This window comes from Streptosporangium sp. OZ121 (assembly GCF_051918885.1).
Classification (GTDB): Bacteria; Actinomycetota; Actinomycetes; order Streptosporangiales; family Streptosporangiaceae; genus Streptosporangium.
This window is the reverse complement of the sequence record NZ_JBPXMC010000005.1, coordinates 92,345-114,398: the sequence shown is the minus strand read 5'-3', so window position 1 is coordinate 114,398 and position 22,054 is coordinate 92,345. Positions and strand designations below refer to the sequence as shown.

Sequence of the window (22,054 nt, the reverse complement as noted above, 5' to 3'; positions counted from 1 at the left end):
ACAGGCGCCCTCGGCTGTCTGACAGCTCCGGACATTTGTCAGGAGGAGGACATCCCTCCCTCGCCAAGCGGTCGGCGACGACATCCGCGAGGTCACGCAGCGGGAACCGGGTGGGGGGCCGCCCAGGACGCCCCCGGTTGAACGACGGGCGTGGGCAGGGCAGCATGTCATCCGATGACCATTCTGCATCTCGCCCTGGCCTCCGACTGGGACGCCGCCCGGCAGGCGGGGGAGTACCGCGTCTCCACGATCGGCCGCACCCTCGACGACGTCGGCTTCATCCACGCCTGCGCCGACCACGAGCAGCTGCGCGGCGTCGTGGAGCGCTTCTACCGCGACGTCACCGACCCCCTGGTGCTGCTGAGCGTCGACCCCGCCGGGCTCGACGTCCGCATGGAGGAGGTGCCCGGTGACTCACCCGAGGCGTTCCCGCACATCTACGGGCCGCTGCCGGTCACCGCGGTGACCGCCGTCCAGCCGTTCACCCCGCCCGGCCCCGGCCCGCTCAGTAGGCTCCGCGCATGACCGACGTATCCGGACCGACGATCCGCACCCTCGACTCCATGGTCGTCTACACCAACCCGTGGATCAGCGTGCGCGAGGACCGCATCGAGCGCCCCGACGGCTCCCACGGCATCTACGGTGTCGTGGACGCGCCGGACTTCGCCATCGTCATGCCCATGGAGAACGACGGGTTCCACCTGGTGGAGGAGTATCGCTACCCGGTGGGGCGCCGCACCTGGAACTTCCCCCAGGGCGGGGTGAAGGACAGCCCCTCACCCCTGGTCACCGCCCATACCGAACTGACCCAGGAGACCGGCCTGCGAGCCACCTCGATGACCCACCTGGGGCGCCTGGACAACGCGCACGGCACGATGGGCCAGAACTACGACATCTTCCTCGCCACCGGTCTGACCGCCGGCGCCCACGAGCGCGAGCACACCGAACAGGACATGCGCCAGGACTGGGTGTCGCGCGCCGAGTTCGAACAGATGATCCGCAACGGCGCCATCACCGACAGTAACTCGATCGCCGCCTACGCCATGCTCCTGCTGCGCGGGGCGGCCTGAGAGACCTGCCCGGCCTGAGAGACCTGACCGGCCGCCTCGGAGCCGGAAAACCCGATCGAGCATGGCCTGCAGCAGATCACCGCATCTGTCCCGAATGTAGTGATCACATCCGCCTTTTGGCGGCTTCGCGGCGGTACGCTCAGCCCATGTCGAACCCGATCGTCATCCTCCTCCTGACGGCGGTCGTCGTGGCGGCGGTCATCGCCCTGATCGTCTTCGCGGTACGAGCGGCACAACGCCCCAGGAACGCCCTGGTCGGCGGGGGAATCGGCCCCGAACTCGTCGAACGGCTCCTGGAACTCAAGGCCTCCGGCCAGTTCGACCAGGCCGTCTTCCTGGTCCGTGGCGAGACCGGCATGAGCCACCGCGCCGCCGCCCGCTTCGTCAGGAAACTCAGGTCATCACCCCCGCCCTGACCTCCCGCCCCCGTCCGGGGCGGGCGCCGGCCGAGGTGGCCGCCGCCCCCGCCCCGCTCGGCCCTCCTCCCGCTCCGGCTCGGCCCGCCCCGGCGAGAACCGCCGGGGTGGACCCTTGGGTACCCTGGGGGCGACTTCGGCGGCGACGCCGGCGACACACGAGAACGCGCCGGCGCGAGAAGCGCCACCCCCCGCCCACAGGCCACGGACGGCACCGACCGGCCGGCGACACGTGATCCACCGGTCCGCGCCCCGCGCGACGCGAGACCGCCAGGCACGGGGGAGACCACAATGCGCCCGACGAGGATCCGACGATGACGACCCCCCGCCGGGAGGGCGCCCCACCGCCCGCGCGGACCGTGTGGGCACAGACCTCCACCACTCCGCTGCGCGACTTCCTGCGCACGGAAACCGGCAGTGCCGTCGTCCTGCTCGCCGCGACGCTGGCCGCCCTGGCCTGGGCCAACGTCGCCCCCCTCGCCTACGAGCGGTTCTGGCGCGTCCCGCTGTCCGTCACCTTCGGGGACTCGGGCGTCTCCCAGGACCTGCGCCAGTGGGTCAACACCGGCCTGATGACGTTCTTCTTCTTCGTCGTGGGGCTCGAAGCGCGCCGGGAGTTCGACATGGGGGAGTTGCGCGACCGCAGACGGCTCGTCCTGCCCCTGGCCGCCGGCGCCGGCGGCATGATCGTCCCCGTCGCGATCTACCTCGGCCTCAACGCGGGCACCCCGGCCGTCCACGGCTGGGGCGCCGCCATGTCCACCGACACCGCGTTCGCCCTCGGCATGCTCGCCCTGTTCGGATCCCGCCTGCCCGCCCGGCTGCGCACCTACCTGCTCACCGTCACCGTCGTCGACGACCTGATCGCCCTCGCGGTCATCGCGATCTTCTACAGCGAGCACGTCACGCCGGTACCGCTGCTGGCCGCGGTGGCCGTCTTCGCGGTGATCCTGGCGGTGCGCGCCACCGGCGTACGCCACGGGTTCGTCTACGCCCTGCTGGGCGCCGCGGCATGGGTCGCGTTGCTGCGCTCCGGCGTCGAACCGGTCATCATCGGCCTGGCGATGGGACTGCTGACCTACGCCTCCCCGGCCTCCCGCGACGACCTGGAACGCGCCACCGACCTGTTCCGCCTCTTTCGCGAGCAGCCGACCCCCGAGCTGGCCCGCTCGGCCCGGGGAGGTCTCACCTCGGCGATCTCGCCCAACGAGCGGCTGCAATAGCTCTACCATCCCTGGACGAGCTACGTCGTCGTCCCCCTGTTCGCCCTGGCGAACGCCGGGATAACCCTCAGCGGCGACTTCCTGGCGCGAGCCCTCGTCTCCCCGATCACCCTGGGCATCCTGCTGGCCTACACGGTCGGCAAGCCCGTCGGGATCATCCTCTCCTCCTGGCTGGTCACCCTGCTCGGCCGGGGCCGCGTCCGCCCGCCGGTCGGCTGGGCCGCCGTGACGGCCGGCGGAGCGATCGCCGGTATCGGCTTCACCGTCTCCCTGCTGATCGCCACCCTCGCCTTCGACGGCCCTCAGCTCCAGGAGGCCAAGTTCGGCATCCTCGCCGCGGCGGTGTGCGCGCCCGTCGTCACCTGGGCCGTCTCCCGCGCGACCGCGATGCTCCCGGCACGGCTGCGCGTCCGCGCCCTGCTGGGCACCGCCGAGACCATCGTCGACCTGGCCGCTCCCGTCGACCCCGCCCGCGACCACCTTCGCGGCCCCGCCGACGCGCCGGTGACCGTCGTGGAGTACGGCGACTTCGAGTGCCCCTACTGCGGCCAGGCCGAACCGGTCGTGCGCCGCATCCTGGCCGACCTCGGCGACGTCCGCTATGTCTGGAGGCACCTGCCGCTCACCGACGTCCACCCCTTCGCCCAGCTCGCCGCCCAGGCCGGCGAGGCCGCCGCCGCGCAGGGAGCGTTCTGGCAGATGCACGACCGCCTGCTCGCCCACCAGGACCGCCTGCGTCCCTCCGACCTCATCGGCCACGCCCGCGACCTCGGCCTCGACGTCGAGCGCTTTCGCGCCGACCTCCACGATCACACGGTCGTCGCCCGGATCGCCGCCGACGTCGACTCCGCCGACGTCAGCGGCGTGTCCGGTACGCCGACGTTCTTCATCAACGGGCGGCGCCACCACGGCGCCTTCGACCTCGACGGCCTCTCCTCGGCCATCCGGTCGGCGCGAGCCCGGGCCGGCCTGGACTCGTCGCGGCGATAGGAACGAGCCCCTGACCGGGCGCTCGAGCCCGTGCGCGGTGAAGATTCGGGCTACCGTGTCCGGGCCGGTCGCGAAGGGCCGGCGAATCAAGTGAGTGACTCCAAGATGGCGATCGCGGCTTTCGTGCCGTCTTCGTCGCGGATGGCCTCGGCGAGCCGGTCGGCTTGCCGGGCCATGGCCTCCTCGCCGACGGCCCGGCGGATCGCGGCGGCGAGTCCTTCGGCGGTGAGGTGGCGTTGCGGCAGCGGCGCGGGGGCGACGCCCGCGGCGTGCGCGCGGGCGGCCCAGAACGGCTGGTCGGCGACGAAGGGGCAGATGACCTGCGGTCGTCCTGAGGCCAGCGCCGCGCCGGTGGTGCCGCTGCCGCCGTGGTGGACGATCGCGGCCATGCGGGGAAACAGCCAGTCGTGCGGGGCCTCGTCCAGCAGGAACACCTCCTCGGGCAGGGCGGGCGGGTCGTCGACGGCGATGCCGCCCCAGCCGGACACCAATACCGCGCGCGTGCCGGTCAGCGCGATCGCGTCGGTGACGACGCGGCCGATGCGGCGGGGGTCGGTGCCGGCCATGCTGCCGAAGCCGATGTAGACCGGTGGCGCTCCGGCGGCCAGGAACGCGGCCAGATCCGGTGGCGGGGTCCAGGTGGAGGCGGCGGGCAGGAACCAGAACCCGGTGGTGTGGACCTGAGGAGGGTATTCGGCGCCGGAGGGCAGCAGGTGGCGGCTGAAGCCGTGCAGCACGGTGGCCGGGCCGCCGTCGGGGCGGCGCAGGAAGTCGTGGCGGCCGCGCCGGCGGGGCAGGTCGAGCGTCGTGTCGGCCACCGCGCCGAAGGAGCGCAGCATCAGCCGGAACGGCAGGTAGGAGGCGCGGTTCAGCGCCCGTGGCAGCGGCAGGGGGATCATCGGGTTGGCGAAGGAGGCGGTGGGCACCCACACCGGCTGCAGCAGGGCCGCCACGGCGGGCACCCCCAGAGCCTCGGCGATGCGATGGCCCGGGACGCTCGGGCCGTACACGACGAGGTCGGCGCCCTCCTGCGCGACGGTGACCATGTCGGTGAACACCCGCGCCATCAGCGGCTTGCTGGCCCGCATGACCTGCAGGGCGATCTTCTTGCCGGCCATGCCGCGGTAGTTGCTCTCGATCGCCCGGCGGATCTGGGGGTCGTCGATGAGGGTGTTGGGACCGTCGTGCACCGGAGCGAAGGGCAGGCCGTGCGGTTCGGCGAGGGAGGCCGAGGCGGCCGGGGCGGCCAGCACCGCGTGGTGACCGGCCTGTCGCAGGGCCAGGGCCAGGGCGGCGTACGGCTGGACGTCACCGCGGGTGCCGTGGGTGAGGATGAGGACCTTCATCGGGTTCTCCGCTTCGCGGCGAGGGCGTCCCAGGCGTCGAGCAGGCGCTCGTCGGTGAACACGCCGTGGGTGAGCATGTCCACGGAGGTCCGCGAGTAGCGCAGGGTGGCGTCGGTTTGGTGCAGGTCGGCTACGCCCAGGACCCTCGACAGGTGCTCACCGAAGGCCAGCGGCGCCAGCAGCCAGGTCACGTACAGGGCGGCGCGGGCCCGGGCGTCGCCGGTCGGGCGGATCCACCCTTCGGCGCTGCCCCGCTCCAGCCACGCGCCGGTGGTCTCGACGATCTCGTCGAACAGCGCGGCCGCCTCGGGGGTGCCGTCCAGGAAGGCGCGGGCGAGGTAGCGCCGTACCGGTTCGGCCTCCTCCAGCATGGCGGCCAGGCCGGAGGCGTCTTTCAGGTCGACCGGGTCGTCGGGATCACCGCGCACCAGCGAGATCACGTACTGGTCGCACGCCGCGCGCAGGCCCTCCTTGGAGCCGAAGTGGTGCACCACCAGGGCGGGCGAGACGCCGGCTTTGGCGGCGATGGCGCGGATGCTCACCCGGGTGACGCCCTCGGAGCCGAACAGCTCCAGGGCCGCGTTCCCGATCCGGGCCCGCGCGGTGAGATCACTGTCTGAACGCATGTTCAGCATACTAAACAAACGTTCAGCTCAAAGGGAAGGGGTGAGGGGCCGGGAAGGCGGCAACGAACCGGTTATGCAGCCGTTGACGGGCATGCGAGCATTGCGGCCCATGACGGCTTCGGAGCGAGAGACGATCACCGCCCGCCTGGCGGCGGGTGCGGTGGAGTACCGGCTGGAGGGCGAGGGGCCCGAGACGGTCGTGATCTTCCACGGTGGTCACATGCGGGCCGCGCTGGCCCTGGGCGAGGAGGTCTTCACCACTTCCGGCCACCGGGTGCTCGCCCCTTCTCGCCCCGGGTACGGACGAACCCCCCTGGCCACCGCCACCACGCCCGCCGCCTTCGCCGACGTCGTCGCGCAGCTGTGCCACACCCTGGGCATCGAGCGGGTCGCCGCGGTGGTGGGCATCTCGGCGGGCGGGCGCACCGCCCTGACCATGGCCGCCCGCCACCCGCATCTGGTGCGCCGGGTGATCCTGCAAAGCGCGGTGGGCTTCCTGCCCTGGCCCGGCGACCGGCGCACCCGCCTGGCCGGCCGCCTGGTGTTCAACGCCCGCGTCGAGGCGGCGTCCTGGGCGGCGGTGCGGCTGCTGATGCGCGCGGCGCCGAGGGCGGGATTGCGGTTGTTGCTGCGCGACCTGTCCACCCGGCCCGTCGGCCAGGTCATGGCCGGCCTGAGCGAGCACGACCAGGCCGAACTGGCCGCGCTGTTCACGCTCATGCGCTCAGGTGAGGGTTTCGTCAACGACATGCTGCCGGTGCCCGACTGCGCCGGGCAGGTCACCCAGCCGACCCTGGTCATCGCCAGCCGCACCGACCGCTCGGTCCCCTTCGCCCACGCCGAATCCCTCGCCGCGACCGTCCCGGGGGCCGAACTGGCCGAGAGCCGGGCCGATGGCCACATGATCTGGTTCGGGTCCGACTATCCCGCGATCGCCACGAGGATCAGGGCCTTCCTCGCCGCGGGGTGAGGCGTTCACCCGGCTCTTCCCGCCCGCGGCCGTACCTCGCCGCCCGGGAGGCGGGACAGGGGTTCACATCAGGTAGCGCAGCCACAGGTAGGGCGTCACCAGCGCCACGGTGACGAAGGCGACGATGAGACCGTACCGGGTGAACTCCCAGAAACTGATCGGGGTGCGGTTGCGGGCGGCGATGCCGATGATGACGACGTTGGCGGCGGCGCCGACGGCGGTGGCGTTGCCGCCCAGGTCGGCGCCGAAGGCCAGCGCCCACCACAGCACCTGGGCGTGGTCGTGGCCGCCGTTCGCCTGCACCAGGTCGGCGACGATCGGGCTCATGGTCGCCACGTAGGGGATGTTGTCCACGATCGCCGAGATGCCGGCCGAGGCCCACAGCAGGCCGATCGCGGTCAGCCCCAACCGGCCTTCGGTGGCGCCGACGGCGGCCTGGGAGATCTGGCCGATGACGCCGGTCTCGACCAGGGCGCCGACCATGACGAACAGTCCCATGAAGAACACCAGGGTGGGCCATTCGACCTCGGCGAGGGCCTGCCCGGTGGTGACCTTGGTGGCCGCCACCAGGATCCCGGCGCCGAGGATCGCCACCACCGAGGGCTCGTAGTGCAGCACCGGGTGCAGCACGAAGGCGGCCATCACCAGGGCGAGCACGACCAGGCTCTGCCACAGCAGGGTGCGGTCGGCGATGGCCTCGCGCTCGTTCAGCTGCATGATGCCGGCGGCGCGTTCGGGGTCGTAGACGAACGCCTTGCGGAACATGATCCGGCACAGGCCGACGAACACCACCATCAGGATGACGATCATCGGTGCCATGTGCGCGAGGAAGTCGTTGAAGGTGAGCCCGCCCCGGCTGGCGATGATGATGTTGGGCGGGTCGCCGACCAGGGTGGCGGCCCCGCCGATGTTGGAGGCCAGCGCCTCGGCGATGAGGAACGGCACCACCGGCAGCGCCAGGCGCTCGCACACCAGGAAGGTCACCGGCGCGATCAGCAGCACCGTGGTGACGTTGTCCAGCAGCGCCGAGGCCAGCGCGGTGATGACCACCAGCAGCACCATCAGCCGGAACGGGCGTCCCCTGGCCCGTTTGGCGGCCCAGATCGCCAGGTACTCGAACACGCCTGTCTGCTTGAGCACCCCGACGATGACCATCATGCCCAGCAGCAGGAAGATGACGTTCCAGTCGACACCGGTCTCCGAGGAGAAGAACGCCGCCTCGGCGTCGCTGGCGTGGATGACCAGCATGATTCCGGCTCCGCCGAGGGCGGAGGCGACCCGGTGGATCCGCTCGGTCGCGATCAGCGCGTAGGCGCCCAGGAAGACCGCCACCGACAGCCAGGCCAGAGCCGTCATGAGGCGAGCATCCGGTCCATGAGCGCCTGCAGCGTCACCGCGCCGTGCAGGCGGCCCTCGCCCACCACGGCGACCAGCGGGCTGTGGGTGCGGGCCATCAGCGCGGCGATCTCCAGCACGGTGGAGTCCGGGTCGGTGACCGGTAGCTCGCGCGGTGTGGGTGGCAGCGCCTGGCGTACGGTCTGGCCGGCGACGTTGCGCAGGAAGGCGTCGGCGTGGGCCTCGTCGACCACCCGGGCCAGCGCCGGATCGTCCTGGCAGTAGCCGGGCACCGCCAGGGCCAGCACCTGGGTGCCGGCCAGGATGCTCAGCGGCAGCCCGCCGGAGTCCACCACGATCAGGCCCGGCAGATCCTGGTCGGCCAGCAGCCGGGCCGCGTCCAGCACGGAGGTGTCGAGGGTGACGGTGGGGAAATCGACGAGCAGGTCACGAGCGCGCATGAGGGCCCTTTCAGGGGTCGGCGGCAGAACTACCGACCAGACTTCCCGGCGCACCCTCGACGGACCCTATCAATGATCGACGATCCGGGAGAAATCCACGTCCTGCCGGGCTCGACGGCTCGCGGGGCCACGTCACCGGCGGCCGAGGACCTTCTCCACCGCGTCGGCCGCCGCCGGAGCCCCGCCCGCGGCGGCCATCTCCCGCCGCATCCACGCCAGCCGCTCGCGAACGTGCTCGTCGCCGGCCACCTCCTCCACGGCCCGCCACAGCGCGTCGGGGGTGATCTCGCCCGGCGGCAGCACCGTGCCCAGGCCCAGTGCGGCGACGCGGTCGGCGTTGGCCCGCTGCTCGGCCATCTGCGGCACCGCCACCATCGGCACCCCGAAGTGCAGGCTCTCCATCGTGCCGCCCATCCCGGCGTGCGTGACGAATGCCCGCGCGTGGCGCAGCACGGCCGGCTGCGGCGCGTGCCGGTGCACCTCCACGTTGGGCGGCACCGGTCCCAGCGTCCTCGGGTCCACCTCGCCCACGGCCAGCACGACCTGCCAGGGCCGATCCGCCGCCGCGCGCAGCACGGTGCGGTAGAAGCCGGGCCGGTCGTTGTAGGCGGTGCCCAGCGAGACCAGCGCCACCGGGAGATCACCGGAGGGTTCCCAGCCGCCCTGGTAGGCGCGCTCGGTGATGCCCGGGCCGACGAAGGCGTACCGGTCGGTGAAGGTCTCGCCGGCGTACTGGAAGGCGCGCGGCAGCATCACCAGCCTGAGCGCGGACTCGTCGCCCCGCATGAAAGCCTGCATGTCGCGGAACCCCTCCGCCCGCAGGAAGCGGTCCAGCCGGACGGCCATGAGCAGGAAGCGCGGGCTCAGCGGGTTGAACCTCGTGTACTCGGTGGCCATCGACCAGTGCTCGTTGCTGACCAGGTTGGGCCAGGTCTCCACCGCGGGCACCCGCCATCGCCGGGCCAGGATCCGGCCCCACCAGCCCATCGGCCCGTCGTGAACCACCAGGTCGGGGGGCGGGCCCCCGCTCAACTGCGGGAGCGTCGCCCTTGTCTCGTCGAGCAGCAGGCCCATGGCGCGGGCGAGCTCCCTGCCGTGCATCTGCGGTGCCTCGATGTCGTCGCGGCCCTCCCAGGTGGAGGTGATCGGGACGACCTCGGCGCCGGTCTCGGCGACGCGCTCGGCGTATGCCGCGGTGGTGGCGTAGGTGACCCGGTGGCCGCGCCGTACGAGCTCGGCGGCGAGACCCAGCGTGGGGTTGACGTGTCCGGAGGCGGCGGGGGCGAAGAACGCAACGGTTGCCATACCGGTGTATTATAATACGTACGTATGGAAAAGGGGAGGGCATGCCGAAGCAGGTCGATCACGACGAGCGGCGCCGGCACATCGCCGAGGCCGTGCTGCGCGTCGCGGGCCGCCACGGGCTGGACCGCGCCACGCTGCGCGACATCGCCGTCGAGGCGGGCATCTCCCTCGGGGCCGTGCAGCACTACTTCCACAGCAAGGACGAGCTGCTCCGGCACGTGATCGACTACATGGGCGAGCAGGTCACCGCGCGGATCGTGGCCGGACTCGGCAATCTCGGCGACCTCGGCGAGTCCGTCTCCGAGCGGGCCGTCCTGGGGGTGATGGTCGCCGAGATGCTGCCGCTGGACGCCCGCCGCCGGGCCGAACGCCGCGTCGTCCAGGCATTCGGCGTCCGCGCCGCGGACGCCCCCCACCTGGCCGAGCCCCTGCGGGAGGGGTACCACTGGCTGCACGAGCGGGTCGCCGAACTGATCGGCCAGGCCCAGCGGGCCGGCGAGATGCGGCCCGAACTGGACGCCGAACGCGAGTCGATCGCGCTGCTCGCCATGATCGAGGGCCTGGCCTTCGACATCCTGCTCGGCGTGCGCGATCCCGACCAGGCCGTGGCGAGCGTGCATTACCACCTGGACCGGCTGGCGGTCCGGTAGGTCTCCCGGCCGCCCCGGTGGGCGTCGGTGCCCACCGGGGCGGGTGAGGATCAGGTGGCGCGGTCCGGCCGTACGGCGGGGTGAGCGGACCGTCCCTGTCGTCGTGCCGCCCACACGGTGCGTTCGGTGCGCACCGTCAGATCGTCCCTGCGCAGGAGGCCGTGGGGGCCGTCGGTGTCGAGCAACCGGTCGAGGGCGGCGAGGTCCTCGGCGGGGAGCGACCCGGCGACGCCGGCGCGCACGCGCCGCAGGCCGTTCAGCGCGTAGCGGCCGACCGCCTCGGAGTGTGGCGGCTCCAGGTTCACGGTGATCGTGCGTTCGCCCTCGACGCCGAAGCCGGCGGCGGTCAGCCGGGGGCCCCAGTCGGCGCCGCGGTGCGGCATCCGCTCGGCATGATGGTCGGCGAGCGCGGCGTGGCAGCGTTCCTCGAGACCGGGCCGGTCCTTCGGGGCGTCTTCCGGCAGGAACCGCGGGAAGCCGGACAGTTCGACGACGGCGAGCAGCCCGCCCGGCGCGAGCGCGTCGTGCACCTGGCGCAGGGTGCGGTCGGGATCGGCCATGTGATGCAACGAGGCCGACGCCCAGACCAGTTCGGGCGCGCCGAGCTCGGGCCACGCCCCGTCGAGGTCGGCCTGCACGGTGCGGACCCGGCCGGCCAGGCCCCGCGACGCCGCCTTGTCGCGCAGGCGGCCCAGGTGGTGGGGCGAGGCGTCGACGGCGACCACCTCGGCCTCGGGGAAGCGCTTCAGCAGCGCGAAGGTGCCCGCCCCGGTGCCGGACCCCAGATCCACGATCCGCCGGGGGGCGGCCGTGACGGGCAGCCACGCGACGATGGACGCGATGTGGTCGGCGAGCACTTCCGCGTCCAGGTCGAGCAGCTGGGCCATCTCGCCCTCGGTGTCGTGCTCCCGTCCGTGCTGGTGATCGGACCGGGCGTCGTGGTGGTGGTGCGCCGTGTGCGGGGCGGTGGGTGTCATGGCGACCACGCTAGGAGCCTCATGCGCCGCAGGCGTGCAATCTTGCCGACAAGGCAAGACGATGGCCTGCCGGGCCGCGTGACGCGCAAGCGGCGTGAGGAGCCGGTCTCGAACGCGAGCCCTCCGGCGGGGGGCAGGAGCGGCCGCCAGGGACCGATCACCGCGGTGTGCGGCTCGCCTCGGAGGTGTCCTCGCGGGTTTGGTGGCCGCGGCGCGCCTCGCGGTCGAAGATTCCGAGGATTTCGGCCGGACCGCGTCGTGCGTCTGGGCGTCGAGGCCGATCGGGGGACGGTCCTCGGCCTGGCCGGCCTGCCACAGCGGGTGCCGGTCCTCGGCCCACTGGCGCAGCAGGATCCTTGCCTTGAGCAATATTAAGAAACTGCAGGTCAACGGAATCGAGGAGAGGGTCCGGGAACGCGTCCCCTCTGCTGTGGGAACTCATCGCTCATTTGGCCGCCGGTGGCGAACCGGAGCACGTCGCGGCCGCAGTCGAGGCCACCACCACGTTCTACGCGCCCGACCCGGCCTGACATTCCTGCTGCGGTGGGCTGACCGGCGCCTTCGGCGCTCGCACCCACGAGGAGAATGACGAATCGCCGGGCGGAGGGCCGCCCCCACACTGCGTAAGCGCATCGATGCGTACCGAGATCGCACGGTGAACGCACCCTCTGGCACCCAACCGCAGATCACACGTCCGCCCTTCACTCTACGGACACAGAATGCAGTGCCCTCAGGCCGAGGAGCACGACGAGCAGTACAAAAACACGTCGTCCCACACCTAGAAGGAAAAGAATGATGCGCCCATGAAACACACCGCCTCCATCGAGATCGCCCTGCCGCGGGAGAAGGCGGTCCAGCTGCTCGCCGACCCGGCACACCTGCCGAAATGGCTGCGGGGCCTGGTGCTGCACGAGCCGCTGAGCGGGGAGCACGGGCAGCTCGGCACCAAGTCGCGGGTCGTGATGCAGATGGGCCGGCGGAAGATCGAGTGCACCGAGACCATCACACGCCGGGAACCGGCAGACCTGCGCGAGATCCCGAAAACGAGCGTCGTTCACTTCGACCGCGAGATCGTCGGCGAGGGCATGTGGAGCGCCGTGCGCGACCGGCTGACCGAAGCCGGCCCGGAAACGACGCTCTGGGAGAGCGAGAACGAATACCGGTTCAGCGGCTTTCTGATGAAGCTGCTGGGACTTCTGATGCCCGGCGCCTTCCGCAAGCAGTCGCAACAGCACATGCAGGACTTCAAGGCGTTCGCCGAGCAGGGAAAGGACGTCCGCGAAGCGACGGACTGATCTGCCCCGGCTACCGAGCGCGTTCGAGGCGGGCTCGCTGGGTTTTCCGCGATTGCCGCCGGTTTCGCCGGGATCAGGGGTTTGCCGATCGGCGGCCCTGGGCTACTGTTCTAGAACTGAAGCCACTGTTCTAGAACTGTCCAGAGGGAGAAGACGATCATGGGCGAGATGTCCCGGTCCGGCCGGCAGGGCGTCACGGTGCCCGCCGCCCGCGCGATGAGCGACCCCGGCGCCACCGGCCGGTTCGGAACCTACGGCGGGCGGTACGTGCCGGAGTCGCTGGTCCCGGCCTGCCACGAGATCGAGGCGGCCTTCCGCGAGGCCTGGAGCGACCCCGAGTTCCGCGGCAGGCTCGACACCCTGCTCACGGTCTACGCGGGACGCCCCACTCCGCTGACCCCCGCCTGGCGGCTCTCGCGCGAGCTCGGCATCACCCTGTTCCTCAAACGCGAGGATCTCGCGCACACCGGATCACACAAGATCAACAATGTGATCGGCCAGGCGCTGCTCGCTCACCGGATGGGCAGGAAACGGCTGCTGGCCGAGACCGGCGCGGGCCAGCACGGCGTCGCCACGGCCACCGCCGCGGCGCTCCTGGGCCTCGAGGCGACCGTGTTCATGGGCGAGCGCGACATCGAACGGCAGGAGCTCAACGTTCTGCGGATGAACGCGCTGGGAGCGAAGGTCGTGCCGGTCACGACCGGGAGCCGCACCCTCAAGGACGCCTGCAACGAGGCGATGCGGCACTGGGTGTCGTCGGTGGACGACTCCTACTACTGCGTCGGGTCGGTGATGGGCCCGCATCCCTATCCGTGGATGGTGCGCGAGTTCCAGCGGGTGATCGGTGAGGAGGCCCGCGCCCAGTGCGCCGCCGAGCTCCCCGTCGGCGTGCCCGACTACGTGGTCGCCTGCGTCGGCGGCGGCTCCAACGCCGCGGGCACGTTCGCCGGCTTCGTCGACACCACCGCCCGGCTCGTCGGGGTCGAGGCCGAGGGCGGCGCGGCGGCGACCTTCGGCAGGGCCGGGGTGCTGCACGGCTTTCGCTCGCTGGTCCTGCAGGACGAGGACGGCCAGGTGACGGAGGCCCACTCGGTCGCGGCCGGCCTCGACTATCCGGGGATCGGCCCCGAGCACGCCCATCTACGCGACGAAGGGCGCGCCCGCTACGAGACCGTGAACGACGAGGAGGTCCTCCAGGCGCTGCTGTGCCTGGCCCGCACCGAGGGGATCCTGGCCGCGCTGGAGTCCTCGCACGCCGTGGCCTGGGTGATCCGGGCCGCCAGGTCCGGCGAGATCGCGCCGGGATCGACCGTGATGCTGACCCTCTCCGGCAGGGGAGACAAGGACATCGCCTCCCTCAAGGAGTTGCTGTGAGCGAGTCCCTGGAAGAGTTCCTGGTCGCACGCCGCGGCACGGGGCGTTCCCTGCTGGTGCCCTATGTCACCGCCGGGGTCACCCCCGGATGGGCGGACGTCGTCCACGCCTACGCCGATGCCGGAGCCGACGCCGTCGAGCTGGGCTTGCCCTTCTCCGATCCCATGCTGGACGGCGTCACGATCCAGGAGGCCTCCGACCGGGCGATCGCGGCCGGGACCACGGTCAGGGGAATCCTCGAGAAGGTCGCGACACTCGACGTCGGCGTGCCGCTCATCGCGATGACCTACAGCAATCTGGTGGTGCGGCAGAGCGCCGCGCGGTTCTGCGCGGCGCTCACCGCGAGCGGCCTGCGCGGGCTGATCGTGCCCGACTCGCCGCTGGAGGAGGCGGGGGAGCTGGCCGACGCCGCGGCGGCCGAAGGCCTGGATCTCGCGCTGCTCGCCGCGCCGTCCTCCTCCCGGGCCAGGCTGCGCGAGATCGCCGAGCGCAGCCGGGGCTTCGTCTACGCCCTGACCCGCATGGGCACCACCGGCGAGCGCGGAGAGGTTCCCGAGCGGGCCGCCCGGCTCGGCCGCGAGCTCAAGGGACTCACCGACCGGCCGGTCCTGTTCGGGTTCGGGGTCTCCAACCCGGCGCAGGCCGCCGAGCTGGCGGGTCACGCCGACGGCGTCGTGGTGGCTTCGGCGCTGATGCGCAAGCTCCTCGACGGCGCCGGGCCAGGCGAGCTGGGAGGATATGTGGCGAGCATCCGCCGCGCACTCGACCAGGGAGCCCGATGAGCAGTACGCCCCGCTACCGCGCCATCGCCGACGACCTGACCCACAAGATCAGGTCGGGCCACTACCGCGCGGGCGAGGCGTTGCCCGCGCAGCGTGAGCTCAGCGCCTCCTACGGCGTGACGATGATGACGCTGCGGCAGGCGTTGCAGGTCCTCAGCGGCGAGGGCCTGATCGTCCAGCGGGCCGGCCGCGGCACCTACGTGACGCCGGCCGGCGCGCAGTACCCCCTCGACACGCTGCGCAGTCTCGGCGACGACCTGCGCAGGCAGGGCTACCCCCTGCGCACCGAGGTGCTCTCGGCCGCGATCCGGCAGGCCCCGCGCTCGCTCACCCGGCTGCTGGGCGACGCGCCGGCCGGCGCTCGGGTCCTGCGGCTGGCACGCGTACGGCATCTGCTGGGCCGGCCCGCCGTCCACCAGATCTCCTGGATCGCCGAGCCGCACGCCTCGGCGATCAAGGGGGCCGATTTCACCGAGACCCCGCTGTACACCGCGCTCGCCGACGCCGGCGCGCGCGTGCACCGGGCGACCGAACGGATCAGGCCGGCCCTGCTCACCGCCCCGGTGGCGGCGCGGCTGCGGCATCCGGCGGGCAGCCCGGTCTTCGTCAGCGAGCGGGAGACCTATGACGACCAGGGCGCCCTGGTCGTCATGGACCACGCCACGATCCTCGGCGAGTGGATGGAGATCAGGGCCGAGCGCAAGGCCACCGACCTGTCGCTGCACTGGGTCTCCCAGCGCTGACCGTTGCCTAGCGCCGTTTTTCCCGCCCGTTCTCCTCGGCGGACGAGGCGGGCGACGTGGAGGCGGCGATGCCGCCCAGCAGGTTGGCGACCAGGGCCTCGGCGAACTCCTCGGTCAGCGGCTGGTCGGGGATGAGAAGCCGGTGGTAGCAGGCGCCCCACAGCTGGTCGACGACCACCTCGGGATCCAGGCCCGGACGCAGCTGGCCGCGCCGCCCGGCCCTTTGCAGGGCCTGCACGGCCAGAGCCCGGCGCGGGCCCGAGTAGTGCTCGCGGTAGACCGCCGCCAGATCGGGATCGGTCTGGGCCTGGCCGATGAGCTGCGGCACGACGGTCCCGGCCCGGGTGTCGCGCATCAGGCGTACGAACGCCTTCAGCTGCGCGGTGAGATCGGCGGCGATGTCGCCGCTGTCGGGAAAGGCCAGGACGGGGCCGACCACGCCGAAGTAGCCCTCCAGGGCCAGTGCCCCCTTGGAGGGCCACCACTTGTGCAGCGTGACCCGGCTCGCGCCCGCCAGGGCGGCGACCTTCTCCACGGTGAAACCGGCCATGCCCTCGGCCAGCAGGAGCTCACCGGCCGCCCGCAGGACCTCCCGGCGCACCTGGTCGGCCGGGCGGCGCCCACGCCCGCGCCGGGCGGGCGGGCTGGGGTGCGTCACGGTCCACCTCCCGAAAAGCGCGCACGCGGCGCGACCACAGATATGTACAGAGTGTATACATTTTTTGCGGGGGAACCGCTCCGCGAGCACCGCTGATCGGCGATCAGCTCTCCTCCGGCCCCGAGCGGGCCTGGCCGCTTCGCCGCAGCAGCATGGCGGCGAGGTTCGCCCGGGTGTTCCTGTCGAAGTCCGCGCTGTCGTTGACCCGCGGAAACGGCCCCTCGGGCACCGCCACCCCGAGGAATCCGCACAGCGGCTCCCAGCCCTGACCGACCTCGAACCGCAACAGCCTGCCGGGCGGGATCGCCGCCACGACGTCGTCGATGTGCGCCTGGAAGGTCCTCAGCAGCCACGCGGGGTCCTCCCAGCGCCCGCCGAAAACCCGCTCCTCGACGGTGAGCCTGGTCATCTTCGTGAACGCGGCGAAGTCGGTGCCCAGCAGCGAGGAGAGCCCGCGCATCGCCCTGCCGCCAAGCCCGCGCCCGCGCCGGCGCTGCTTGAAGACGGTGGCGTTCATGCTGGCCAGCCAGCGCTGCGGATCCCGCACGGTGAGCACGACCTTCGCCTCGGGAAAGTGGCCGGCGAGCTCACGCCAGTAGGCGGCCGAGGGCCAGTCCACGCACGAGCGGTATCCCCGCAGCAGGTCCTCCCAGCTCACCGGCCGTCCCTCGGCCAGGGCGAGCCACCGGCGGATCTGCTCCGGCCGCTCGATCACCTCCTTCATGTGGTGACACGGCCCGTACCCCAACTGCTCCAGGGCCGTCTTGAGCGAGAGCGTTCCCGTACGGCCGAAACCTGCCCCGATGATGCGCATGATCTTTGCCATTCCCCCGGACACCGCGCGGCGGCTACCGGGGCAATGTCTCATCTTCGTCGAAGACCGGCGAGAAGCCTCGCCGGTCACAGGGACGGGGGGCGGGCGAGCGCGCCGGGGTCGGCGGCGACCAGGCCGGAGAAGCGCCCGGGCGCGAAGAAGTCCTTCGCCGCCGCCACCACCTCGCCAGGCGGTACGGCGGCCAGGCGGCGGGGGAAGTCGAGCAGCCACAGCGGGTCCCTGCCCTTGGCCGCCATGTCGGCGAGGGCGGAGGCGAAGGCCGCGCGCGGGGCCAGGCGGGTGGCCATGGAGCCGAGGGCGTAGGCCCGGGCGGAGTCGATCTCCCGCTCGGTGGGAGGGTGGGTCCGCATCCGGCGCAGCTCGGCGGCCAGTACCTCGAGCGCGGCGTCGGTGGTGGCCGCCGCCGTGTCGGCCTCGGCGGCCAGCAGCGCGCTGCCGGGGTGGGTGTCGAAGAAGGTCGTGACGCCGTACACGTAGCCCTTGTCCTCGCGCAGGCTTCTCGACAGCCGGGAGGACAGGTAGCCGCCCAGCACGTTGAGGGCCAAGAAGAGGGCCGGGTAGCGCGGGTGCTCGACCGTCACCGCCTGCGCGCGCAGGCGGACGCGCGACTGCGGCGCGCCGGGCCGCGGCAGCAGCGCGAGCCGGCCGCCCTCGATCTCGGGCAGGGGCGGCAGGGGCGGCAGGGGCGCAGCGGGGCGCGGGTGCGCCGGCCAGCCGGCGAGCGCCTCGCCGGCGGCGTCGGCCAGGCTATGGGGGTCGTCGCGGCCCAGGATCACCAGGACGGCGCCGGAGGGGTCGAAGGGCCGCCGCGGCCGGCGCCCGACGTCCTGCTCGCTCACCTGGAAGGCCACCGGGTGATCGCCGAACAGGTGCCGTGCCAGCTCGTGCCTGACCGTGACGTCGGGGTGGGCGCGCACCATCTTGAGCTGGGTGATCAGCTGCCCGCGCGCCGGTTCGGCCTCGGCCTCGCCGGGCAGCGCCCGCACCGCCCGCGCCAGCGCCGCCGTCAGCGGTCGCGGCTCGAGGCCGTGGGCGGTGACGGTCAGCTGGTGGACGTCGGCCGCCGCGCCGAGCTCCACGTCGGGCTCCACGTCCTCGCGCTGCGACAGGCAGGCCGCCAGCAGCATGGACGAGGCCAGGTCGCCCCGGGCCCGGCAGGGCCGGGGCAGGTGCAGGCGCGCCTCGACCAGGGGGGTGGCGCCGTGGCGCAGGGCCAGCACCCGCAGGCCGTTGGCGAGCCTGCGATCGGCGAGCGTACGATCCACGTCATTCCTCCTTCGGGCGGACGGTGAGCAGCGCGCGCGAGTCCGGGCGCAGGCCGCGCGCCGCGGCCGCCACGTCCGCGGCGCTCACCCCGGCGTAGAGCTCCGGCAGCCGCACGGCGTCCCGGGCGTCGCCGAACAGCAGCTCGAAGCGTCCCAGCAGGCGCACCCGGTTGGCGATGCGGTCCATGGACCGGTGGTGGGAGGTGAGCCAGGCGCTGCGGCAGCGCCGCAGCTCCTGCTCGCCGGGCCCGTCGGCGGCCAGTGACTCCAGTTCGGCGTCCACGGCGGCCAGCACCCGCTCGGCGGGCACCTCCCTGGGGTGCACCGCGGTGAGCACCCACATGTCGGGGTCTCGGGCGTCGAGGAAGTCGAACAGCCCGACACGCGCCGAGAAAGTGATGGCATGCCCCGTCTGGTGGCGGAGGCGTTCGCGCAGTCGTGGCCTGCCGCCCCCGGCGAGCAGGCCCGCCAGGGCCGACAGCGCGACGTGGGTGCCGGATGCCGGGTCGGGCACCCGGTGGCCGGCGGCGAGGGCCGGCAGCGGCGCGAGCCGATCGCGGTAGGAGACCTCCCGCGGCCCGGCCGGCGGCTCCCACCAGGAGACGGGCGCGGGGGCGGGCCTGGCGGGAATCGGCCCGAAGGTGCGTTCGACGACCTCCAGCACCTCCTGCGCCGAGACGTCCCCCGACACCGTGACCACGGCGTTGGCCGGGCTGTAGTGGCGTTCGAAGAACTCCTCGCAGTCGTGCAGGGTGACCTGGCGCAGCGACTCGTGGTCGCCGTACCCGTCGTGGGCGTTGGCGGCGTCGCGAAACAGCACCGGCGACAGCCTGGGCCAGGGAAACCCGCCGTACGGTTTGCGGGTCTTGCCCAGGATCTCCTCGCGCACCACCGAGGTCTGTGCCCGCACGGCCCGCTCGGTGATCTTCGGGGCGCGCATGCGAGCGGCCTCCAGGGCCAGCACCCGGCCGACGGCCCCGGCCGGCACGACGGTGTAGAAGTCGGTGTAGTCCTGCCGGGTCGAGGCGTTGCAGAATCCTCCGATGCCTTCGACCTGCTGGAAGTGCCCCTCGAACATCAGGTGCTCGAACAGGTGGGCGAGCCCGGCGAAGCCCTCGCCCCGGAATCCGACGCCGTAGTGGACGGCGACGGCGGCCACCGGCGCCGAGTGCTCCTCCTCCACGACCACCCGCAGGCCGTTGCCCAGTGTCAGACGCCTCATCGCCGGATCAGCCGCCCTGCCCGCGCCGCGTCGATCACGTCGGCGACGAGCCTGAGGTAGTCCGGCAGGATGGCGTGCCATGTGACGTACGCGGCGAAGTCGTGCACGTGGCTCAGGAAGCGCACCGTGGCGGCCCTGCCCACGGCGGCCAGGTCCAGCCGGGCGCCGTACCCGTCCAGCACGCGGCCGATGAGGGCGTCGTAGTCGAGGGTGGCGCGCCCGAACCGGCCGGCCAGCTCGCGAAACTCCACCAGTTCCCCGACGAGCCAGCCCACGTCGGACTCCGGCGCGCCGGCGCTCAGGTCCTCCCCGGTCAGCAGGGCGCCGTCCCGCTCGCAGGTCAGGGGCAGCAGGGTGCCCAGGCTGGGGGCGCCGTGCAGCAGCACGCGCGGCCGCGCCGGCGCGCACCACGCCGCGACCTCGGCGCTGCGGCCGGGGCCGAGGATGTCGGCCGCGTGCCGGTGCAGCCGCGGCGCGGCGCCGGGCCCGTCCCCGCCCAGCAGCCACGACAGCAGCCGCCGCGGCCCGGCGGGGGCCGGCAGGCCGGGTTGCGGCGCCGGCACGCCGTGCAGCCGGGCCAGGGTCGCGCCGGTCTGCGCCAGGGTGTCGGCGATCCGGGCCGTGCCCGGCGCGCCCCGCAGGAAGAGGCCCGCCAGTGAGCCGGCCTGATCGGTCCGGTAGCTCACGCCGTCGCCGCCGCCGCGCTCGGGCAGCGCGAGCCTGACCGCTCCGGTGGGCAGCGCCCGGACGGCCGCGAGCACGGCGGCGCCGGGCAGGCGCATCGCCTCACGGCGCTCGGGCCCGGGCCGCCGGGTCCACAGGTAGTCGCCCTCGCCGTGCCGCACGATCGTGGTGTGCAGGAAGCCGGTGCCGAACGACTCGACGATCTCGCTCATCGATCCTCCCGCTCGCGCCGTCGCTCCAGCTGTTCGATCAGGGTGGACAGGGGAGCGGCCGCCAGGGCGTCGCGCTCCCTGGTGTGGGTGCTCAGCGTGGGCACCGGGTCGGCGACCACGACGTTGGGCCGGTCCTTGAGCGCCGCGAGGTTGTGCCGGTAGGCGTAAGAGCCGGCCGCGCCGGGCGGCAGGGCGGGTGCGATCCCGATCAGCGCCGAGGTGCACTGCAGCGCCAGCAGGGCGGGCGTGTCGCCGCAGCCGCCGGCGAACCGGCTCAAGAAGTGGTAGGTCGCCGGGTAGACCACGACGGTGTCGGGCCAGCTCGCGTACTCCACGTGCGGCGAGCCCGGCCCCGGATCCTGCGGCCAGACGTCGAGCGGCACGTCCCTGCCGACGATGGCCGCGACCGACTGCCGGGTCACGAAGCGCTCGGCGCTTCTGGTCAGCACCACCCGGACCTCCAGGTGCGGGTAGCCGTGCCGCAGCCAGTTGAGCCAGTACGGCAGGAAGGCGGCACCGAGCGACCCGGTGGCGAGCACGAGCAGGCGTTCGGCGCCGAAGGGCGGTGCGCTAGTCATCGGTGTCGGTTCTCTCGGTGTCGGTTCTCTGAGCGTCGGTTCTCTCGGTGTCGGCCAGCGCGTCGAGGATCTGCTCGGCGTCGGCGAGCGCGGCCTTGTACCCCTCGGTCCGCATCACCCCCGCCGGGTTGAGAACGATCTCCTCGACGCCCGCCTCGCGGTAGCCGCGCAGCCGCTCGGCGACCTCCTGCGCCGTGCCGTACACGTAGACCCCCGCCTCCACCAGGGCCGCGGCACCCGCGCGCGGGTCGGCCGGATCGGCGCTCACCCCGGCCCGCCTGAGCATGTCGGTGTAGTGCGGCGCCTGCAGGTGGTGCCCGGCCCCGGCCTGTGCGAGCCTGCGCGGGTCGCGGCCGGCGCCGGCCAGCGCCACGTGCACGACGGCCGCGACGCGAGGCGGCGTGCCGCGGCGCGCCGCGCCCTCGGCCAGGGCGGGCATCAGCGTGTCGCGCACGTAGCCGGGCGGCGTCATCCAGGTGATGGCCACGTCCGCCACAGCGCCGGCCTTGCGCGCCATGCCCGGGCGCAGCACGCCCAGGCCCACCTCGACGGGGGCGTGCCTCATCGGGGGCAGCCCGCCACCGCCGCCGGCGTACGCCTCGCAGGAGGCGGGGGGCATCTCGCCGTCCAGGATGGCGCGCAGCGCCTGGGCGTAGCCGGCCGCGGCCGCGGCGGGCCTGTCGTACGGCGCGCCGCGCAGCGCCTTGACCAGCTCCGGGGTGGCGGCGCCGTACCCGGCGACGACCGGCCTGCCGGTGAGCACCGCCAGGCTGCGCGCCTGGGTGGCCGCCTCCAGCGGGTGGCGCAGCGGCATCAGCGTCACGCCCAGCCCGGACGCCACCTTGATGCCCCGGCCCGCCAGGTAGGCGATCGTCTGGTGGGACTCGGCCATCACCGATTGCCCCAGCCAGAGCCGGCCGGCCAGGCCGCTTTTCACCAGCTCCCCGAAGGGCACGACCACATCGGGATGCGCGGGCTGGAGCGGGAACAGCAGTGCGGGAGCCATGAACCCTCCTAGGTGTGTGTCGCCTCCCGAG

At 72.9% G+C, this 22,054-nt stretch carries 23 protein-coding genes and 1 pseudogene; 11 read left to right on the top strand and 13 right to left on the bottom strand.

The window, feature by feature from the left end; all coding sequences use genetic code 11:
* Positions 1-174: 174 nt before the first annotated feature.
* The 5 genes and pseudogenes from ACTOQ1_RS12615 to ACTOQ1_RS12595 all read left to right on the top strand — a co-directional run bounded on the left by ACTOQ1_RS12615 (position 175) and on the right by ACTOQ1_RS12595 (position 3,699).
* Positions 175-525, top strand: coding sequence for a DUF952 domain-containing protein (locus ACTOQ1_RS12615; protein WP_440066745.1), 351 nt, complete (start codon positions 175-177; stop codon positions 523-525).
* The gene (locus tag ACTOQ1_RS12610) at positions 522-1,070 is read left to right on the top strand and encodes an NUDIX domain-containing protein (protein ID WP_440066744.1); all 549 of its coding nucleotides are present in this window, start codon (positions 522-524) and stop codon (positions 1,068-1,070) included. Before ACTOQ1_RS12615 ends, ACTOQ1_RS12610 begins: the two co-directional genes overlap by 4 nt.
* 146 nt (positions 1,071-1,216) lie before the next feature.
* On the top strand, positions 1,217-1,486 hold the full coding sequence (locus tag ACTOQ1_RS12605; protein WP_440066742.1) for a hypothetical protein: 270 nt from the start codon (positions 1,217-1,219) through the stop codon (positions 1,484-1,486).
* Positions 1,487-1,800: 314 nt separating this feature from the next.
* A pseudogene (gene nhaA, locus ACTOQ1_RS12600) lies at positions 1,801-3,066 on the top strand (Na+/H+ antiporter NhaA); the annotation flags it as partial.
* Between the two features lie 30 nt (positions 3,067-3,096).
* Positions 3,097-3,699: a DsbA family protein gene (locus ACTOQ1_RS12595; RefSeq protein WP_440067173.1), complete on the top strand. Its 603-nt coding sequence runs from the start codon at positions 3,097-3,099 to the stop codon at positions 3,697-3,699.
* A gap of 86 nt (positions 3,700-3,785) precedes the next feature.
* On the opposite strand, the gene ACTOQ1_RS12590 is transcribed toward ACTOQ1_RS12595, so the two are convergent.
* Positions 3,786-5,045: a glycosyltransferase gene (locus tag ACTOQ1_RS12590; RefSeq protein ID WP_440066740.1), complete on the bottom strand. Its 1,260-nt coding sequence runs from the start codon at positions 5,043-5,045 to the stop codon at positions 3,786-3,788.
* Positions 5,042-5,671, bottom strand: a complete 630-nt coding sequence (locus ACTOQ1_RS12585) for a TetR/AcrR family transcriptional regulator (RefSeq protein ID WP_440066739.1) — start codon at positions 5,669-5,671, stop codon at positions 5,042-5,044. The genes ACTOQ1_RS12590 and ACTOQ1_RS12585 overlap by 4 nt, the downstream gene beginning before the upstream one ends.
* A 109-nt stretch (positions 5,672-5,780) precedes the next feature.
* Here ACTOQ1_RS12585 and ACTOQ1_RS12580 point away from each other — a divergent pair, with 109 nt between their 5' ends.
* Positions 5,781-6,641, top strand: coding sequence for an alpha/beta fold hydrolase (locus ACTOQ1_RS12580; protein ID WP_440066737.1), 861 nt, complete (start codon positions 5,781-5,783; stop codon positions 6,639-6,641).
* Positions 6,642-6,704: 63 nt separating this feature from the next.
* Here ACTOQ1_RS12580 and ACTOQ1_RS12575 read toward each other — a convergent pair whose 3' ends face one another.
* From ACTOQ1_RS12575 to ACTOQ1_RS12565, 3 genes are all read right to left on the bottom strand, one after another.
* Positions 6,705-7,997 carry an ArsB/NhaD family transporter gene (locus ACTOQ1_RS12575; protein ID WP_440066735.1) on the bottom strand — a complete coding sequence of 431 codons (1,293 nt, stop codon included), beginning with the start codon at positions 7,995-7,997 and terminating at the stop codon, positions 6,705-6,707.
* Positions 7,994-8,437, bottom strand: coding sequence for a CBS domain-containing protein (locus ACTOQ1_RS12570; RefSeq protein WP_440066734.1), 444 nt, complete (start codon positions 8,435-8,437; stop codon positions 7,994-7,996). The genes ACTOQ1_RS12575 and ACTOQ1_RS12570 overlap by 4 nt, the downstream gene beginning before the upstream one ends.
* Positions 8,438-8,569: 132 nt before the next feature.
* Positions 8,570-9,742, bottom strand: coding sequence for a macrolide family glycosyltransferase (locus ACTOQ1_RS12565; RefSeq protein ID WP_440066733.1), 1,173 nt, complete (start codon positions 9,740-9,742; stop codon positions 8,570-8,572).
* A gap of 41 nt (positions 9,743-9,783) precedes the next feature.
* On the opposite strand from ACTOQ1_RS12565, the gene ACTOQ1_RS12560 reads away from it, so the two are divergent.
* Positions 9,784-10,392, top strand: a complete 609-nt coding sequence (locus tag ACTOQ1_RS12560) for a TetR/AcrR family transcriptional regulator (RefSeq protein ID WP_440066731.1) — start codon at positions 9,784-9,786, stop codon at positions 10,390-10,392.
* Positions 10,393-10,442: 50 nt separating this feature from the next.
* Here ACTOQ1_RS12560 and ACTOQ1_RS12555 read toward each other — a convergent pair whose 3' ends face one another.
* Positions 10,443-11,369, bottom strand: a complete 927-nt coding sequence (locus ACTOQ1_RS12555) for a class I SAM-dependent methyltransferase (protein ID WP_440066729.1) — start codon at positions 11,367-11,369, stop codon at positions 10,443-10,445.
* 803 nt (positions 11,370-12,172) lie between these two features.
* Between ACTOQ1_RS12555 and ACTOQ1_RS12550 the strand changes: the two genes are divergently transcribed.
* From ACTOQ1_RS12550 to ACTOQ1_RS12535, 4 genes are all read left to right on the top strand, one after another.
* The gene (locus ACTOQ1_RS12550; RefSeq protein WP_440066727.1) at positions 12,173-12,664 is read left to right on the top strand and encodes an SRPBCC family protein; all 492 of its coding nucleotides are present in this window, start codon (positions 12,173-12,175) and stop codon (positions 12,662-12,664) included.
* 159 nt (positions 12,665-12,823) lie between these two features.
* The gene (gene trpB, locus ACTOQ1_RS12545) at positions 12,824-14,038 is read left to right on the top strand and encodes a tryptophan synthase subunit beta (protein ID WP_440066725.1); all 1,215 of its coding nucleotides are present in this window, start codon (positions 12,824-12,826) and stop codon (positions 14,036-14,038) included.
* Positions 14,035-14,820, top strand: a complete 786-nt coding sequence (trpA, locus tag ACTOQ1_RS12540) for a tryptophan synthase subunit alpha (protein ID WP_440066723.1) — start codon at positions 14,035-14,037, stop codon at positions 14,818-14,820. Before trpB ends, trpA begins: the two co-directional genes overlap by 4 nt.
* Positions 14,817-15,563 carry a GntR family transcriptional regulator gene (locus ACTOQ1_RS12535; protein WP_440066721.1) on the top strand — a complete coding sequence of 249 codons (747 nt, stop codon included), beginning with the start codon at positions 14,817-14,819 and terminating at the stop codon, positions 15,561-15,563. The genes trpA and ACTOQ1_RS12535 overlap by 4 nt, the downstream gene beginning before the upstream one ends.
* 7 nt (positions 15,564-15,570) lie before the next feature.
* On the opposite strand, the gene ACTOQ1_RS12530 is transcribed toward ACTOQ1_RS12535, so the two are convergent.
* From ACTOQ1_RS12530 to ACTOQ1_RS12500, 7 genes are all read right to left on the bottom strand, one after another.
* Positions 15,571-16,221, bottom strand: coding sequence for a TetR/AcrR family transcriptional regulator C-terminal ligand-binding domain-containing protein (locus ACTOQ1_RS12530; RefSeq protein WP_440066719.1), 651 nt, complete (start codon positions 16,219-16,221; stop codon positions 15,571-15,573).
* Positions 16,222-16,324: 103 nt separating this feature from the next.
* Entirely contained in the window at positions 16,325-17,035 is a 711-nt protein-coding gene (locus ACTOQ1_RS12525; protein ID WP_440066717.1) for a sulfotransferase family protein, read from the bottom strand.
* An 86-nt stretch (positions 17,036-17,121) separates the two neighbouring features.
* Positions 17,122-18,321 carry a M16 family metallopeptidase gene (locus tag ACTOQ1_RS12520; protein ID WP_440066716.1) on the bottom strand — a complete coding sequence of 400 codons (1,200 nt, stop codon included), beginning with the start codon at positions 18,319-18,321 and terminating at the stop codon, positions 17,122-17,124.
* 1 nt (position 18,322) lies between these two features.
* Positions 18,323-19,543 (bottom strand): M16 family metallopeptidase, encoded by a 1,221-nt coding sequence (locus ACTOQ1_RS12515; protein ID WP_440066715.1) that lies wholly within the window; start codon positions 19,541-19,543, stop codon positions 18,323-18,325.
* Positions 19,540-20,439 (bottom strand): hypothetical protein, encoded by a 900-nt coding sequence (locus tag ACTOQ1_RS12510; protein ID WP_440066713.1) that lies wholly within the window; start codon positions 20,437-20,439, stop codon positions 19,540-19,542. Before ACTOQ1_RS12510 ends, ACTOQ1_RS12515 begins: the two co-directional genes overlap by 4 nt.
* The gene (locus ACTOQ1_RS12505; protein WP_440066711.1) at positions 20,436-21,017 is read right to left on the bottom strand and encodes a flavoprotein; all 582 of its coding nucleotides are present in this window, start codon (positions 21,015-21,017) and stop codon (positions 20,436-20,438) included. Before ACTOQ1_RS12505 ends, ACTOQ1_RS12510 begins: the two co-directional genes overlap by 4 nt.
* Positions 21,010-22,023, bottom strand: a complete 1,014-nt coding sequence (locus ACTOQ1_RS12500) for an LLM class flavin-dependent oxidoreductase (RefSeq protein ID WP_440066709.1) — start codon at positions 22,021-22,023, stop codon at positions 21,010-21,012. Before ACTOQ1_RS12500 ends, ACTOQ1_RS12505 begins: the two co-directional genes overlap by 8 nt.
* Between the last annotated feature and the right edge of the window lie 31 nt (positions 22,024-22,054).

What these genes read in the sequence shown, in the direction of transcription:
- ACTOQ1_RS12615 (WP_440066745.1), top strand. Translation starts at nt 175, where the DNA reads ATGACCATTCTGCATCTCGCCCTGGCCTCCGACTGGGACGCCGCCCGG.
- ACTOQ1_RS12610 (WP_440066744.1), top strand. Translation starts at nt 522, where the DNA reads ATGACCGACGTATCCGGACCGACGATCCGCACCCTCGACTCCATGGTC.
- ACTOQ1_RS12605 (WP_440066742.1), top strand. Translation starts at nt 1,217, where the DNA reads ATGTCGAACCCGATCGTCATCCTCCTCCTGACGGCGGTCGTCGTGGCG.
- ACTOQ1_RS12595 (WP_440067173.1), top strand. Translation starts at nt 3,097, where the DNA reads ATGCTCCCGGCACGGCTGCGCGTCCGCGCCCTGCTGGGCACCGCCGAG.
- ACTOQ1_RS12590 (WP_440066740.1), bottom strand. Translation starts at nt 5,045, where the DNA reads ATGAAGGTCCTCATCCTCACCCACGGCACCCGCGGTGACGTCCAGCCG.
- ACTOQ1_RS12585 (WP_440066739.1), bottom strand. Translation starts at nt 5,671, where the DNA reads ATGCGTTCAGACAGTGATCTCACCGCGCGGGCCCGGATCGGGAACGCG.
- ACTOQ1_RS12580 (WP_440066737.1), top strand. Translation starts at nt 5,781, where the DNA reads ATGACGGCTTCGGAGCGAGAGACGATCACCGCCCGCCTGGCGGCGGGT.
- ACTOQ1_RS12575 (WP_440066735.1), bottom strand. Translation starts at nt 7,997, where the DNA reads ATGACGGCTCTGGCCTGGCTGTCGGTGGCGGTCTTCCTGGGCGCCTAC.
- ACTOQ1_RS12570 (WP_440066734.1), bottom strand. Translation starts at nt 8,437, where the DNA reads ATGCGCGCTCGTGACCTGCTCGTCGATTTCCCCACCGTCACCCTCGAC.
- ACTOQ1_RS12565 (WP_440066733.1), bottom strand. Translation starts at nt 9,742, where the DNA reads ATGGCAACCGTTGCGTTCTTCGCCCCCGCCGCCTCCGGACACGTCAAC.
- ACTOQ1_RS12560 (WP_440066731.1), top strand. Translation starts at nt 9,784, where the DNA reads ATGCCGAAGCAGGTCGATCACGACGAGCGGCGCCGGCACATCGCCGAG.
- ACTOQ1_RS12555 (WP_440066729.1), bottom strand. Translation starts at nt 11,369, where the DNA reads ATGACACCCACCGCCCCGCACACGGCGCACCACCACCACGACGCCCGG.
- ACTOQ1_RS12550 (WP_440066727.1), top strand. Translation starts at nt 12,173, where the DNA reads ATGAAACACACCGCCTCCATCGAGATCGCCCTGCCGCGGGAGAAGGCG.
- trpB (WP_440066725.1), top strand. Translation starts at nt 12,824, where the DNA reads ATGGGCGAGATGTCCCGGTCCGGCCGGCAGGGCGTCACGGTGCCCGCC.
- ACTOQ1_RS12535 (WP_440066721.1), top strand. Translation starts at nt 14,817, where the DNA reads ATGAGCAGTACGCCCCGCTACCGCGCCATCGCCGACGACCTGACCCAC.
- ACTOQ1_RS12525 (WP_440066717.1), bottom strand. Translation starts at nt 17,035, where the DNA reads ATGCGCATCATCGGGGCAGGTTTCGGCCGTACGGGAACGCTCTCGCTC.
- ACTOQ1_RS12515 (WP_440066715.1), bottom strand. Translation starts at nt 19,543, where the DNA reads ATGAGGCGTCTGACACTGGGCAACGGCCTGCGGGTGGTCGTGGAGGAG.
- ACTOQ1_RS12510 (WP_440066713.1), bottom strand. Translation starts at nt 20,439, where the DNA reads ATGAGCGAGATCGTCGAGTCGTTCGGCACCGGCTTCCTGCACACCACG.
- ACTOQ1_RS12505 (WP_440066711.1), bottom strand. Translation starts at nt 21,017, where the DNA reads ATGACTAGCGCACCGCCCTTCGGCGCCGAACGCCTGCTCGTGCTCGCC.
- ACTOQ1_RS12500 (WP_440066709.1), bottom strand. Translation starts at nt 22,023, where the DNA reads ATGGCTCCCGCACTGCTGTTCCCGCTCCAGCCCGCGCATCCCGATGTG.